General features: G+C 70.7%; 14 protein-coding genes and 1 riboswitch. Of the genes, 3 read left to right on the top strand and 11 right to left on the bottom strand.

What is annotated here, in order from left to right:
- Nucleotides 1-71: 71 nt before the first annotated feature.
- Nucleotides 72-920 carry a pantoate--beta-alanine ligase gene (panC, locus tag ACQP1V_RS01745; protein ID WP_387417248.1) on the bottom strand — a complete coding sequence of 283 codons (849 nt, stop codon included), beginning with the start codon at nucleotides 918-920 and terminating at the stop codon, nucleotides 72-74.
- Nucleotides 911-1,801, bottom strand: coding sequence for a Rossmann-like and DUF2520 domain-containing protein (locus ACQP1V_RS01740; protein WP_067138548.1), 891 nt, complete (start codon nucleotides 1,799-1,801; stop codon nucleotides 911-913). The genes panC and ACQP1V_RS01740 overlap by 10 nt, the downstream gene beginning before the upstream one ends.
- 289 nt (nucleotides 1,802-2,090) lie before the next feature.
- Between ACQP1V_RS01740 and ACQP1V_RS01735 the strand changes: the two genes are divergently transcribed.
- On the top strand, nucleotides 2,091-3,053 hold the full coding sequence (locus ACQP1V_RS01735) for an SAM-dependent methyltransferase (RefSeq protein WP_433418154.1): 963 nt from the start codon (nucleotides 2,091-2,093) through the stop codon (nucleotides 3,051-3,053).
- On the opposite strand, the gene ACQP1V_RS01730 is transcribed toward ACQP1V_RS01735, so the two are convergent.
- A complete protein-coding gene (locus ACQP1V_RS01730; protein ID WP_433418151.1) occupies nucleotides 3,037-4,242 on the bottom strand; it encodes a cytochrome P450 in 1,206 nt (401 codons plus the stop codon). The genes ACQP1V_RS01735 and ACQP1V_RS01730 overlap by 17 nt on opposite strands.
- Nucleotides 4,243-4,362: 120 nt before the next feature.
- Nucleotides 4,363-4,478, top strand: a riboswitch (SAM riboswitch).
- 47 nt (nucleotides 4,479-4,525) lie between these two features.
- On the opposite strand from ACQP1V_RS01730, the gene ACQP1V_RS01725 reads away from it, so the two are divergent.
- Both ACQP1V_RS01725 and ACQP1V_RS01720 read left to right on the top strand, forming a co-directional pair.
- Nucleotides 4,526-5,797, top strand: coding sequence for an aminotransferase class V-fold PLP-dependent enzyme (locus ACQP1V_RS01725; protein WP_387417253.1), 1,272 nt, complete (start codon nucleotides 4,526-4,528; stop codon nucleotides 5,795-5,797).
- Between the two features lie 62 nt (nucleotides 5,798-5,859).
- The gene (locus ACQP1V_RS01720) at nucleotides 5,860-7,050 is read left to right on the top strand and encodes an NADH-quinone oxidoreductase subunit D (protein WP_433418148.1); all 1,191 of its coding nucleotides are present in this window, start codon (nucleotides 5,860-5,862) and stop codon (nucleotides 7,048-7,050) included.
- Nucleotides 7,051-7,053: 3 nt separating this feature from the next.
- On the opposite strand, the gene ACQP1V_RS01715 is transcribed toward ACQP1V_RS01720, so the two are convergent.
- From ACQP1V_RS01715 to hpt, 8 genes are all read right to left on the bottom strand, one after another.
- Nucleotides 7,054-7,503, bottom strand: coding sequence for a DUF3180 domain-containing protein (locus tag ACQP1V_RS01715; RefSeq protein WP_067138558.1), 450 nt, complete (start codon nucleotides 7,501-7,503; stop codon nucleotides 7,054-7,056).
- Nucleotides 7,504-7,522: 19 nt separating this feature from the next.
- The gene (gene folK / locus ACQP1V_RS01710) at nucleotides 7,523-8,023 is read right to left on the bottom strand and encodes a 2-amino-4-hydroxy-6-hydroxymethyldihydropteridine diphosphokinase (RefSeq protein WP_433418145.1); all 501 of its coding nucleotides are present in this window, start codon (nucleotides 8,021-8,023) and stop codon (nucleotides 7,523-7,525) included.
- Nucleotides 8,020-8,391, bottom strand: coding sequence for a dihydroneopterin aldolase (gene folB / locus ACQP1V_RS01705; protein ID WP_067138563.1), 372 nt, complete (start codon nucleotides 8,389-8,391; stop codon nucleotides 8,020-8,022). The genes folK and folB overlap by 4 nt, the downstream gene beginning before the upstream one ends.
- On the bottom strand, nucleotides 8,388-8,807 hold the full coding sequence (locus ACQP1V_RS01700; RefSeq protein WP_067138565.1) for a nuclear transport factor 2 family protein: 420 nt from the start codon (nucleotides 8,805-8,807) through the stop codon (nucleotides 8,388-8,390). The genes folB and ACQP1V_RS01700 overlap by 4 nt, the downstream gene beginning before the upstream one ends.
- Nucleotides 8,794-9,651, bottom strand: a complete 858-nt coding sequence (gene folP, locus ACQP1V_RS01695) for a dihydropteroate synthase (RefSeq protein ID WP_433418142.1) — start codon at nucleotides 9,649-9,651, stop codon at nucleotides 8,794-8,796. The genes ACQP1V_RS01700 and folP overlap by 14 nt, the downstream gene beginning before the upstream one ends.
- A 43-nt stretch (nucleotides 9,652-9,694) precedes the next feature.
- Nucleotides 9,695-10,282, bottom strand: coding sequence for a GTP cyclohydrolase I FolE (gene folE, locus ACQP1V_RS01690; RefSeq protein WP_067138568.1), 588 nt, complete (start codon nucleotides 10,280-10,282; stop codon nucleotides 9,695-9,697).
- A 2-nt stretch (nucleotides 10,283-10,284) separates the two neighbouring features.
- Nucleotides 10,285-12,285 carry an ATP-dependent zinc metalloprotease FtsH gene (gene ftsH, locus ACQP1V_RS01685; RefSeq protein ID WP_067138570.1) on the bottom strand — a complete coding sequence of 667 codons (2,001 nt, stop codon included), beginning with the start codon at nucleotides 12,283-12,285 and terminating at the stop codon, nucleotides 10,285-10,287.
- Between the two features lie 264 nt (nucleotides 12,286-12,549).
- Nucleotides 12,550-13,107 carry a hypoxanthine phosphoribosyltransferase gene (hpt, locus tag ACQP1V_RS01680; protein WP_218001999.1) on the bottom strand — a complete coding sequence of 186 codons (558 nt, stop codon included), beginning with the start codon at nucleotides 13,105-13,107 and terminating at the stop codon, nucleotides 12,550-12,552.
- Between the last annotated feature and the right edge of the window lie 10 nt (nucleotides 13,108-13,117).

The following is a 13,117-nucleotide window of genomic DNA, read 5'->3' as shown; positions in this document are numbered from 1 at the left end:
ACGATAACGCCCCAAGGATACGCGGAACCACGGGCCCCCCTCCAAACCGCAAAGGCAGGGGATCTCCCAGATCAGGCGAGATGAACGGTGATGTTGTCGATCAGCCGGGTGGTCCCCACCTTGGCCGCCACGGCCAGGATCGCCTCGCCGCGGTGCTCCTCGCCGACGGGCGCGAACGTCTCCGGGTCCACGAGCACCAGGTAGTCCAGAAGCAGCGGAGGCGACAGCCGTGCCGCCTCGTCCACCACGGCCCGCGCCGCGTCGAGCACCCGGTACGGGGTCGTCTGGGCGGCTCCGGCGCGCAGCGCGCGGGACAGGTGCAGGGCGGTGCCCCGGTCGGCGTGCGACAGGAAGCGGTTGCGGCTGGAAAGGGCCAGCCCGTCCCCCTCGCGTACGGTGGGCGCGCCCACGACCGAGACCGGCACGTTGAGGTCGCGGACCATCCGCCGGATGAGGGCGAGCTGCTGCGCGTCCTTCTGTCCGAAGATCGCGACATCGGGCTGGACCAGGTTGAACAGCTTCAGCACGACGGTCAGCATCCCGTCGAAGTGGCCGGGCCGGAACGCGCCCTCGACCGTGCCGCCCATCGCCCCGGCGGACACCCCCACCTGGTGACCCTCGGGGTACATCTCCTCGGCCGGCGGCGCGAAGACCATCCGTACGCCCTCCTCCGCACAGACCTCCAGGTCGGTCTGCAGCGTGCGCGGATAGCGGGTGAAGTCCTCGGACGGGCCGAACTGCAGCGGGTTGACGAAGATGCTCACCACCACGTGCTCGGCGTGCTCGTGGGCCAGCCTCATCAGCGAGCGGTGGCCGAGGTGCAGCGCTCCCATCGTCGGGACCAGCGCGAGCCGGCCGGGGCCGATGGCCTCCCTCGCCTTGGCGAGCTCAGCACGGTCGCCCGCGACGATCACGTCCATATGTTCCCTCCCAGCGCGTCCAGGAGACGCTCGGCCGTCTCGGGCTTGAGCAGCCCGGCGGCGAGCGCCCGGTCGGCGGTGAGCCTAGCGAGGGCGACATAGGCGTCCGCCGCCTCGGGTGCCGCAAGGATCAACGCGTCCACGTGCTTGCGCACCGTGCCGGCGTCTCCGCGCACGACAGGGCCGGTCAACCCGGCGATGCCGAGACGCAGCACATTGTCCAGCGCGGCCCCGAGCAACGGGCCCAGCATCCGGCCAGGATGCTCGACGCCGATCCGCGACAGCAGCTCCTGCGACTCGGCGATCAGCGTGACCATGTGGTTGGCCGCGCCCGCGATCGCGGCGTGGTAGAGCGCGCGATCCTGGTCGGCGATCCACACCGGCTCCGCGCCCATCTCGATGACGAGCGCCTCGGCCACCGGCCGCAGCATCACCGGCGCGGTCACGCCGAATGACGCGCCGGTGAGCCGGGTCAGGTCGTCCTCCCGGCCGGTGAACGTCATGACCGGGTGCAGCGCCAGCGGCAGCGCCCCCGCCTCGGCCGCCGGATCGAGCACGGCCAGGCCGTACGCGCCGCTGGCGTGGACGAGGAGCTTGCCGCGCAGGTCGGCGCCGGTCGCGGCCAGCCCGGACACCAGGTCGGGCAGCACGTCGTCAGGAACGGTGAGGAGCACCAGGTCGGCGCACCTGAGCACGTCCTCGGGCCGGCTCAGCTCGACACCGAGCCGCTCCGCGGCCCGCCTCCTGGACGAGTCGGAGACCCCGCTGGCCGCGACGATCCTGTGGCCCGCCTGGGCGAGCGCGGCCCCGAGGACCGAGCCCACGCGTCCTGCGCCGAGCACCCCAACGGCAAGCCGCCCGGGGCGGTCACCTGTATCCATGACGCCTCCCTCCGGCCCAGCGTAACGGCGGCGGGTACCGCTCCGCCGCCGTGCCCATAGCGTTTGACGGCCTCGCTGCGCTCGTATCTATTTGCGCTCGCTGTGTCTATTGGCCTCGCTCCGCTCGGCAGGCTCGGAGCGCCTTGAGGCGATGCCTTCCCTTGTCGCTCGGAGTCGCTCCTCAGTCCAGACACCGCCGCGCCCCTCGCGTGCCTCGTACCCCCCGCAGATCTTGCCCTGATCGGCCGCCGCCTAATACCCCGCCCGTAGGGCGGTAACGTCGGTCGGCGTGTGGGTCACCTGGCGGGAGGCGACGCGGCGGGCGCTGTACGGCGACGGCGGTTTCTACCTGCGCGAACGGCCCGGCCAGCACTTCCGCACGTCGGTCCACGCGTCGCCGGCCTTCGCCGAGGCGGTGCTGCGCCTGCTCGGGGAGGTGGACGAGGCCCTCGGGCGCCCTCCGGCGCTCGATCTGGTCGACGTCGGCGCGGGGGACGGCGCGCTCGCCGGGTCCGTGCTCGCGCTGGCCCCGCCCGAACTGGCCGGTCGGCTGCGGGTCACCGCGGTGGACCTGTCGCCGCGCCCCGACGGCCTGGACGGCCGGGTGGCCTGGGCGCCGGCCGTACCGGACGAGGTGACCGGGCTGATCTTCGCCAACGAGTGGCTCGACAACGTGCCGGTGGACGTGGCGGAGCTGACGCCGGACGGGCCGCGCCTGGTTCTGGTGGATCCGCGGACCGGCGAGGAGCGGCTCGGGCCCGCGCCGGACGAGCGCGACCTCGCCTGGCTCGCGCGCTGGTGGCCGCTGCGAGCCGCGGGCGACCGCGCCGAGATCGGCCGCCCCCGCGACGAGGCGTGGGCATCCCTGTTCGTACGGCTCGCACGCGGGACCGCGGTCGCGGCGGATTACGCACACCCTGTGGACGACCGCCCGCCGGCCGGGACTCTGGCCGGCTATCGCGACGGCGGCGCGGTGCGTCCCGTGCCGGACGGGTCGTGCGACATCACGGCGCACGTCGCCCTGGACGCGTGCGCCGCGGCGGGAGAGCGGGCGGGCGCGCGGGCGACGACGCTGACCACGCAGCGCGCGGCCCTACGGCGGCTGGGCGTCACCGGAGCCCGGCCGCCGCTCGCGCTCGCGCACACCGACCCGCTGGACTACCTGCGGGCGCTGCGACGTGCCTCCGAGGAAGCCGAGCTGATCGACCCGGCCGGGCTCGGAAGGTTCGGCTGGCTCAGCCAGTCACGCTGACCTTGAGCGACTCGAGGCCGCGGATGATGTAACCCGGCTTCCAGACGGGCTCCTCGACCAGCTCGATCGTCTTCGCCGTGTCAAGCAGCGCCGAGAAGGATTCCACCAGCTCGACCCGGGCCAGCGGCGCGCCCAGGCAGAAGTGGATGCCCGCGCCGAACGAGATGTGCGGGTTGTCCACCCGGCCGATGTCCAGCCGGTCGGGGTCGGCGAAGACCTCGGGGTCCCGGTTGGCCGAGCCGAAGAGCAGCCCGACCTCCACCCCGCGCGGGATGGTGACGCCGCCGATCTCGATGTCCTCGAGCACCCACCGCTCGAACATCTGCAGCGGGGTGTCCCAGCGCAGCAGCTCCTCGATCGCCGTGGGCATCAGGCTCCGGTCGTTCCGCAGCCGCTCCAGCTCCCCGGGGTTGCGGAACAGGGACCACCAGCCGTTGCCGGTGACGTTCACCGTGGCCTCGTGGCCGGCGTTGAGCAGCAGCACGCAGGTGCCGATCAGCTCGTCCTCGGTCAGCCGGTCGCCGTCGTCCACGACCTGGGCGAGCGCGGAGATCAGGTCGTCGCCCGGGCGCTCCTTGCGCGCCGTGGCCAGCTCGCGCAGGTAGTCGGCGAACTCCTTCGCCGCGCGTACGGCGGTGTGCTGGGCCTCCAGCGAGGGGTTGAGCTCGTACATGCCGCAGATGTCGGCGGACCAGGGCCGGAGCAGGTGCCGGTCGGCCTCGGGCACGCCCAGCATCTCGGCGATCACGGTCACCGGGAGCGGCTCGGCCACCTCGGCGAGCAGGTCGCCGCCGCCGCGCTCGACCAGCCCGTCCACCAGTTCCCTGGCGATCTTGCGGACCCGGGGGCGCAGCGCCTCGACCATCCGGGGCGTGAACGCCTTGGACACCAGCCGCCGCAGGCGGGTGTGGACGGGCGGCTCGACGTCGAGCATGCCGGCCCGGACCACCCGCCAGAAGGGGTCCTGGAACTCCGGTTCGGGTTCCCGGCCGAACGCCTCGTGCGAGGCCACGTGGAGATAGGAGCGGCCCAGCCGCCGGTCGCGCAGCAGCGCGTTGACGTCGGCGTGGCGGGCGATCAGCCACTGGCCGGTCGGCTCGAAGAAGCTGACCGGGTTGTTCTCCCGCAGGTCGGCGTAGACGCCGTGCGGGTGGGCCACGAACTCGGGATTCCAAGGATCAAACTTCACAAAGCAACCATACGGAGCATTTCCCCTGGTCGCATCACCTGGACCCCCGCCACAGACATCACATTTCGGGCAAGTGTCGCCTTGCGACGCCGGGGTGCGGGTGGGCTATAGTGCCGCACAGGTCATGAGTGCCAGCGCAAAGCCCCGGCTTGCTGGCCGGCAACCCTCGCGTCCGCGGCGGGGTGCCCCGGGTGAGGACCAGGTCCGGCGCGAGGCGCGCCGGGCAAGCGCGGGCTCCGCCATCGACGCCACGGCCGGGGTCCCTGACCCGAGGAGGCCGTCCTTGTCCGTCCTGTTGCTCCCCGCCGCCACCCCCGCCGCCCCGGCCCGGCCGATCCCCGCCGTCCTCGGCGCCGACCTCCAGGTGCCGGTCAAGGGCGGGCGGCTGGTGCCGTACGCGAATCTCGACTACGCGGCGAGCGCGCCGTGTCTTGAGCCGGTGAGCGCCGCCGTCGCCGCCGCGCTCCCGGCCTACTCCAGCGTGCACCGGGGCGCCGGATACGCCTCCCAGCTCACCACCGAGAGGTACGAGCGGGCGCGGCACACGGTGCGGGCCTTCGTCGGCGCCCGCACCGACGACGCGGCGATCTTCACACGCAACACGACCGACGCGATGAACCTGCTCGCCCGCTGCCTCCCCGAGGGGACCACGGTCGTCGTCTTCGACACCGAGCACCACGCCTCGCTGCTGCCCTGGCCCAACGTGGTACGGCTCGCGCCCCCGGCCTTCCCCGGCGAGGCGATCCGGGCCGTGGACGAGACGCTGGCCGAGATCGAAGGTCCGGCGCTGCTGGTCGTCACCGCCGCCTCCAACGTGACCGGCGAGCTGTGGCCGATCGCCGGGCTGGCGCACATCGCGCACCGGCACGGCGCCCGCATCGCCGTGGACGCCGCCCAGCTCGTCCCGCACCGGCGGCTCAACCTGGCCGCGCTCGACCTCGACTATGTGGCGTTCTCCGGGCACAAGCTCTACGCGCCCTTCGGCGCCGGGGCCCTGATCGGCCGGCCCGACTGGCTCGCTGCGGCGGAGCCGTACCTGCTGGGCGGGGGCGCGGTCACCTCCGTCGGCGCGGACGGCGAGGAGACGCTGTGGAGCGACGACCCCGAGGTGCGGCACGAGGCCGGCACCCCCAACGTGCTCGGCGCCGTCGCCCTCGCCGCCGCCTGCGACGCGCTGACCGCGACCGGCTGGACCAGCCTCGTACGCGAGGAGGAGCGGCTGGTCACCCGGCTGCGCGCCGGCATCGCGGGCATCGAGGGCGTGCGTGAGCTGTCCCTCTGGGGTCCGGACCACCCCAGGGTCGGCATCGTGTCGTTCACGGTGGACGGCCTGACCGCCCGCGAGGCGGCCGAGGCCCTGTCCGCCGACTACGGCATCGGCGTACGGGACGGCAAGTTCTGCGCCCACCCGTTCGTCCGCCACCTGCTCGGGACGTCCGACGGCGGCTGCGAGGACGGCACGGCCAGCGCCGTACGCGCGTCGATCGGGATCGGCACGACGGACGAGCATGTGGACCGGCTGATCGAGGCGCTGCGCGCCCTCGCCACACAGTGAACGGGCGTTTCCTCCTGAAACACACATTCTGAACCGCGTCCAGGCGTGGGAGCATGGGCCGTATGACAGGAGAGCCTCGGGCCGCGGGCGCGTTCCAGGAACGCGTGGTGGGCGTCGGGTCGGGCGCGGGAGCGGTCGCGCCCCGTGAGCTGGCCACCGAGGACATGGTCCTCAACATCGGACCGCAGCACCCCTCGACGCACGGCGTGCTGCGGCTGCGGCTCACCCTGGACGGCGAGCGCATCGTCGCCGCCGAGCCCATCATCGGCTACATGCACCGGGGCGCCGAGAAGCTGTTCGAGGTGCGTGATTACCGCCAGATCATCGTCCTGGCGAACCGGCACGACTGGCTGTCGGCGTTCGCCAACGAGCTGGGCGTCGTGATCGCGGTCGAGCGGATGCTCGGCATGGAGGTCCCGCGCCGCGCGATCTGGGCACGCACTCTGCTGGCCGAGCTCAACCGGGTGCTCAACCACCTGATGTTCCTCGGGTCCTATCCGCTGGAGCTCGGCGCGATCACCCCGGTCTTCTACGCGTTCAACGAGCGCGAGACGCTGCAGCACGTCATGGAGGAGATCTCCGGCGGCCGCATGCACTACATGTTCAACCGCGTCGGCGGCCTCAAGGAGGACCTGCCGCTCGGCTGGCTCGACCGCACCGCCCGCGCCGTCGCCGACGTGCGGCGCCGCCTTCCCGACATCGAGAACCTCATCTCCGGCAACGAGATCTTCCTCGCCCGGACCAAGGGCGTCGGCGTCCTCTCCCCCGAGACGATCATGCAGTACGGCGTCAGCGGGCCGATCGCCCGCGCCTCCGGCGTCGACTTCGACCTGCGTAGAGACGAGCCCTACCTCGCGTACGGCGAGCTGCCCGTCCAGGTGGTTACCAGGACGGCGGGCGACTGCCACGCCAGGTTCGAGGTGCTGCTCGACCAGGTCAAGGTCTCCCTCGATCTGGCGGACGCCTGCCTGGAGCGGCTGCGGGAGCTTCCGCCCGGCCCGATCAACCAGCGGCTGCCGAAGATCCTCAAGGCCCCCGAGGGCCACACGTACGCGTGGACCGAGAGCCCGCTCGGCATCAACGGCTACTACCTGGTGTCCCGGGGCGAGAAGACCCCGTGGCGGTTGAAGCTGCGCAGCGCGTCGTTCAACAACATCCAGGTGCTGCGCGAGATCCTTCCGGGCAACCTGGTGGCCGACATGATCGCGATCCTCGGCTCGATGTTCTTCGTCGTCGGAGACATCGACAAGTAACGGTCAGGTGTGGTCCTTCGGCTCGCCCGGCACCCGGCAGCAGTGTTCGAGGAAGAGCGCCGCGCAGATCAGCACGACGCACGAGGCGAACGAGCCGCCCGCGACGAACGCGTCCTGCCGCGGCTGGGGCAGGTCGAGCAGGTTCAGCACGTGGAACACGAAGCCCGCGAACACCCCGGCGAACGCCGCGCCCGTGTGCGCGGTCGCCTTCGCCAGGGCGGCCAGCCGGGCGACGGCGAGCGGCTCCGGCGGCTTGGTGCCCGGCCTGCGACGGATCCTGGCCCGGGTCAGCCAGCCGGTGTAGCCCTCCCCGAGCGCGAGCAGCAGCAACGTCGGGATCGCGCTCCAGGGCACCGTCGGGAGGACCGAATAGGTCTTCTGCAACAGGCCCCAGGTGATCAGCGCGAACACCGCCACCAGGCCGACCAGCACGCCGGGGTTGCTGGGCTTCACGCGGGCTCCTCGAACGACATCAGGCGGGGGGCTCCAGGGAGAGGTCCTCGCGCGGCCGTACCCCGGTCTGGTCGAGCTCGGCGAGCAGGTCCGCCACCGCGCCGCGCCCGGGGATCGTCGCGTCCGGGTCGGCCCGCGACCAGGGGACCAGCACGAACGCCCGCTCGTGCGCCCGGGGGTGCGGGAGCGTGAGCTCGGGGTCGTCCGACACGATGCCGTCCACCATGATCAGATCCACGTCCAGCGTGCGCGGCCCGTTGCGCACGAGGCGCACCCGGCCGAAGGCCTTCTCGACGCCCTGGGCGCGTTCGAGGAGCGTCCGCGCGTCCAGCATGGACTCGGCCACGACGACCGCGTTGAGGTAGGGCCCCTGGTCGGGCCCACCGACCGGGTCGGTCTCGTAGACGGGGGACACGGCGACGAAGGTCAGCCCCGGAGCGTCGAAGAGAGCGTCGAGCGCCCCCTGGAGGTTGTCCATCCGGCGGCCGAGATTGCTGCCGAGCGCGAGCACCACCCTCATGACCGCCCCCTCCTGATGGTCACCACCACGTCGTCGAACGGCAGCGGGATGGGCGCGGCCGGCTTGTGCACGCTCACCTCCGCCTCCTCGACCAGGTCGTAGGAGAGGCAGACGGCGGCCAGACGCTCGGCGAGGGTCTCGATGAGATCGACCGGCTCACCCTCGACCGTCTCGACCAGGCGTACGGCCAGCGCACCGTAGTCGACGGTCTTGGTCAGGTCGTCCCCGGCGGCGGCCGGCGCGGTGTCGAGGAACAATGTCGCGTCGACCACGAACTCCTGGCCCAGCTCGCGCTCGGCGGGCAGGACGCCGTGCCGGCCCCGCGCCCGCAACCCCACCAGACGGACGCTGTCCCTTGGGCGGCTCACTCTTCCTCCTCCTCGTCCTCGCTCTGCAGGACGGGGGAACCGTGGTAGAGCCACAGACGCCAGCCCTCGGGCGTGCGGACATAAGTGCTGGTCGCGACCACCCGGCCGGCGGCGAACCCGGCCTCGTCGGTGTCCGCTGCGGTCAGGATGTTCTCCGCGCAGGTGAGCACGGCCACGTCACCGAGCACAGAAGTGCACACGTCGGTCAGCACGAACTGGATGTACGGCGTGTTCGCCATGATCAGAGCCCACGAACGCAGCACCTCGGCCCGGCCGCTGAGCATGGGCCAGCCGGGGTGGACGCACATCGCGACCCGATCGCCCGCGTCCTCGACCCAGATCTCTGACATCCGGTCCAGGTCGCCGCTCTCGATCGCGTCATAGAACTGCTGGTTGAGCTCCTCAACGGCCTTCATCGGCTGCCTTCCAGGCGGCGGCCACGCGTACGGCGTCCGCGTTGGGCCCGACCTGGTGGACGCGGACGCACCAGGCGCCCTCGCGCGCGGCGAGCGCGGTGACCGCCAGTGTGGCGTCGTCGTTGCGGTCAAAGGGACGCGGTCTGCCCTCGGCGTCCGCGAGCAGCCGTCCGAGGAAGCGTTTGCGCGACGCGCCGATGAGCACCGGGTGCCCCAGCTCGTCCAGCCGGCGGATGCCGGCCAGCAGCGCCCAGTTGTGCTCGGAGTTCTTGGAGAAGCCGAGCCCGGGATCGACGACGATCTGCTCCTCGCGCACGCCCTCACCGAGCACCGAGTCGACCCGCTTGCGCAGCTCCTCGACCACCTCGGTGACAACGTCGCCGTACATGGCGCGGCTTTCCATGTCGTGGCTGTGGCCCCGCCAGTGCATCACGACGTACGGCACACCCGTCGCGGCGACGACCCGGGGCATCGCCGGATCGGCCAGGCCCCCGCTCACGTCGTTGACGAGGGCCGCGCCCGCCTCGACGGCCGCCTCGGCGACCTCGGCCCGCATGGTGTCGACGCTGACCGTCACGCCCTCCTGCCGGAGGGCGCGGATCACCGGCTCGACCCGGCGCAGCTCCTCCTCCAGAGAGACGCGGGCGGCGCCGGGGCGGGTGGACTCGCCGCCGACATCCACGATGTCCGCGCCCTGGGCGACCAGCTCCAGCCCGTGGGCGACGGCGGCGTCCAGGTCGAACCACTGCCCGCCGTCCGAGAAGGAGTCGGGGGTCACGTTGACCACGCCCATGACCAGGCAACGCCCGGGGGCGGGCATACCGGACACGTGGTGTGTGGTCATGCTTCCCTCCTCTTCCGTGACGGAGGTGAGAACGGAATCCGGATCAGTTGCGCCCGAGGATCAGCGACATCGCCTCGGCCCGCGTGCTCTCGCTGGTGCGGAAGTCGCCCCTGACCGCGGAGGTGATGGTCTTGGCCCCCGGCTTGCGGACTCCGCGCATGCTCATGCACATGTGCTCGGCCTCGATCACGACGATCACGCCGCGCGGTTCGAGCACCCGCATCAGCCCGTCGGCGATCTGCGACGTCATCCGCTCCTGGACCTGGGGGCGGCGGGCGTAGACGTCCACCAGCCGGGCCAGCTTGGACAGCCCGGTGATCTGCCCCTTGGCGTTCGGCGTGTATCCGACGTGAGCCACACCGTGGAAGGGCAGCAGATGGTGCTCGCAGGTCGACATGACCTCGATGTCCTTGACCAGCACCATCTCGTCATGGTCCGCGTCGAACATCGTGGTGAGCGCGTCCTCGGGCCGCTGCCCGAGGCCGGCGAACTGCTCGGTGTAGGCGCGGGCGACCCGGGCCGGGGTGTTGCGAAGACCGTCCCTGTCGGGATCCTCGCCAATGGCGAGGAGGATCTCCCGGACGGCCTTCTCGATCCGGCCCTGGTCCACCTGGTGGGGCTCCACCGTCACAGTCAGGCCTCGTCCTTCTGCGGCGCCTGCTCGTTCATCCAGGGTGCGGGGCTGCCGGCGGGCAGAGCCTGCCCGTTGCCGTTCGCCCGCTCCTTCGGCGTGATCACCGGCGGCCGGTCGGACGGGAGGCGCTTGCCGTATCCGGCGTAGGAGGGACGCTTCTCCTTGACCTGGATCGGCGCGAAGACCTGGAGCACCTGCTCGCGGGAGAGGGTCTCCTTCTCCATGAGTTCGAGCACGAGGTTGTCGAGCACGTCACGGTACTGGACGAGGATCTCCCACGCCTGGTCGTGCGCGGACTCGATGAGCCGGCGGACCTCTTCGTCGATCGTGGAGGCGATCTGCTCGGAGTAGTCGCGCTCGTGGCCCATCTCGCGGCCGAGGAAGACCTCGCCGTTGCCGCTGCCGAACTTACGGGCGCCGAGCTTCTCGCTCATGCCGTACTCGGTGACCATGCGGCGGGCGATGGAGGTGGCCTTCTCGATGTCGTTGGAGGCGCCCGTGGTGGGCTCGTGGAAGACGAGCTCCTCCGCGGTGCGGCCGCCCAGCAGCATGGCGAGCTGGTCCATCATCTCGGACCTGGTCGCCAGGAACTTGTCCTCCATCGGCAGCGTCATCGTGTAACCGAGGGCACGGCCGCGGGACAGGATCGTGATCTTGTGAACCGGGTCGGAGTTGGGCAGCGCGTGCGCGACCAGGGCGTGACCGCCCTCGTGGTACGCGATGATCTTCTTTTCCTCGTCGGACATCACGCGGGACTTGCGCTCGGGGCCCGCCATCACGCGGTCGATGGACTCCTCAAGGGTGTTCATCGAGATGAGCTTCTGGTCCTGACGGGCGGTCAGCAGCGCCGCCTCATTGATCACGTTGGCGAGGTCGGCTCCGGTGAAGCCCGGCGTCCGCCGCGCGATGACGTCGAGGTCGACGTCCTGGGCGAACGGCTTGCCGCGCCCGTGGACGCGGAGGATGCCCTTGCGGCCCTCCAGGTCGGGGCGGTCGATGACGACCTGACGGTCGAAGCGGCCGGGACGCAGCAGCGCCGGGTCGAGGATGTCGGGCCGGTTGGTCGCGGCGATGAGGATCACGCCGCCCTTCACGTCGAAGCCGTCCATCTCGACGAGGAGCTGGTTCAGCGTCTGCTCGCGCTCGTCGTGCCCGCCGCCGAGACCGGCGCCGCGGTGGCGGCCCACCGCGTCGATCTCGTCGATGAAGATGATCGCCGGGGCGTTCGCCTTCGCCTGCTCGAACAGGTCGCGCACACGGGAGGCGCCGACACCGACGAACATCTCGACGAAGTCGGAACCCGAGATCGAGTAGAACGGCACTCCCGCCTCGCCGGCCACGGCCCGGGCGAGCAGGGTCTTACCGGTGCCGGGCGGGCCGTACAGCAGGACGCCCTTGGGGATCTTGGCGCCGATCGCCTGGAACTTGGCCGGGGCCTGCAGGAACTCCTTGATCTCCTGGAGCTCCTCGATGGCCTCGTCGGCGCCCGCGACGTCGGCGAACGTCGTCTTGGGGGTGTCCTTGGTGATCAGCTTCGCCCGCGACTTACCGAAGTTCATCACCCGGGAGCCGCCGCCCTGCATCTGGTTCATGATGAACAGGAAGATCAGGACGATGATGATGATCGGCAGGAAGCTGACCAGCAGGCTGACCAGGAAGTTCTCCCTGGGGACCTCGACGGTCCAGCCCTTGGAGGGGTTGGCCTTCGCCAATGCCTCGGTCAGCTGGACGCCCTGGCCCTGCACCCAGGGGGCCTGGATGCGGTCGACGGACTTGCCGGCGACATCGATCGGCTTCAGCAGCGTCAGCTCGACGCGCTGGTCTTTGTCCACGACCGTGGCGTTCTTCACGTTGCCCTGCTGGATCTGCTGGACAACAGTAGAAGTATCAGCTGTGGCGTAATTGCCGTCACCGTTGAACATCGTGGTGACGAGCAGGAGAAGCACGACGATGCCCAGGATCCACAGTAGTGGCCCACGTGTAAATCGCTTGAGATCCATCCGTTGCGGAACCCCGGCGGGCCCGTCCCTTCCTGACCAAGGCCTGGCCCCGGGCGGAACCCGGGTCGCGGCATCCCTCGCCGCTCCTACTGACTACCCGCAGGTAACCGAATGGCACCCCGCAGATATCCGAAGGTACACCGGGCCGCCGCATGCGGTAACTGCAAGAGCGGCTCCGGCTTTACCTTTCCAACGTACGTCACGCAATCCGTGTTCCCTACCTGGGAGCGGATCGCCTCAGCACAAGAGGACTTCGCTCAGGGCTTACTCGCCGCCGTATACATGCGGGGCGAGGGTGCCGATGAACGGAAGATTGCGGTACCGCTCCGCGTAGTCGAGCCCGTAACCGATCACGAACTCGTTGGGAATGTCGAACCCGAGATACGTCACGTCGATCGGGACCTTGACCGCGTCCGGCTTGCGAAGCAGCGCGAAGATCTCCAGCGACGCGGGGTTGCGCGACTTCAAATTGTTCATCAGCCAGGAGAGCGTGAGCCCCGAGTCGATGATGTCCTCGACGACGAGCACGTGGCGGCCCTCGATGTCGGTGTCGAGGTCCTTCAGCACCCGCACCACGCCGGACGACTTCGTGCCCGCGCCGTACGAGGACACGGCCATCCAGTCCATCTGCACCGGAACGTGCAACGCCCTGGCGAGGTCGGCCATGACCATGACCGCACCCTTGAGGACGCCGACGATCAGCAGGTCCTTACCGTCGTAGTCGGCGTCGATCTGGCCGGAAAGCTCCTTGATCTTCGCTTGGAGCTCGTGTTCCGGAATGAGGACGCTCAAAAGGTCCTTGCCCATGTCGGCAGCATCCACCTGCGGATTC

Source organism: Microtetraspora malaysiensis, from assembly GCF_050947145.1.
GTDB lineage: Bacteria > Actinomycetota > Actinomycetes > Streptosporangiales > Streptosporangiaceae > Microtetraspora_A > Microtetraspora_A malaysiensis.
The sequence above is the reverse complement of the archived record's forward strand: the minus strand, read 5'-3'. Positions and strand labels throughout refer to the sequence as shown.

Excerpts from the sequence above, each read along its gene's own strand:
- ACQP1V_RS01700 (WP_067138565.1), bottom strand. The coding sequence starts at position 8,807 with ATGAAGGCCGTTGAGGAGCTCAACCAGCAGTTCTATGACGCGATCGAG.
- ACQP1V_RS01720 (WP_433418148.1), top strand. The coding sequence starts at position 5,860 with ATGACAGGAGAGCCTCGGGCCGCGGGCGCGTTCCAGGAACGCGTGGTG.
- folK (WP_433418145.1), bottom strand. The coding sequence starts at position 8,023 with ATGAGGGTGGTGCTCGCGCTCGGCAGCAATCTCGGCCGCCGGATGGAC.
- ftsH (WP_067138570.1), bottom strand. The coding sequence starts at position 12,285 with ATGGATCTCAAGCGATTTACACGTGGGCCACTACTGTGGATCCTGGGC.
- panC (WP_387417248.1), bottom strand. The coding sequence starts at position 920 with ATGGACGTGATCGTCGCGGGCGACCGTGCTGAGCTCGCCAAGGCGAGG.
- ACQP1V_RS01740 (WP_067138548.1), bottom strand. The coding sequence starts at position 1,801 with ATGGATACAGGTGACCGCCCCGGGCGGCTTGCCGTTGGGGTGCTCGGC.
- folP (WP_433418142.1), bottom strand. The coding sequence starts at position 9,651 with ATGACCACACACCACGTGTCCGGTATGCCCGCCCCCGGGCGTTGCCTG.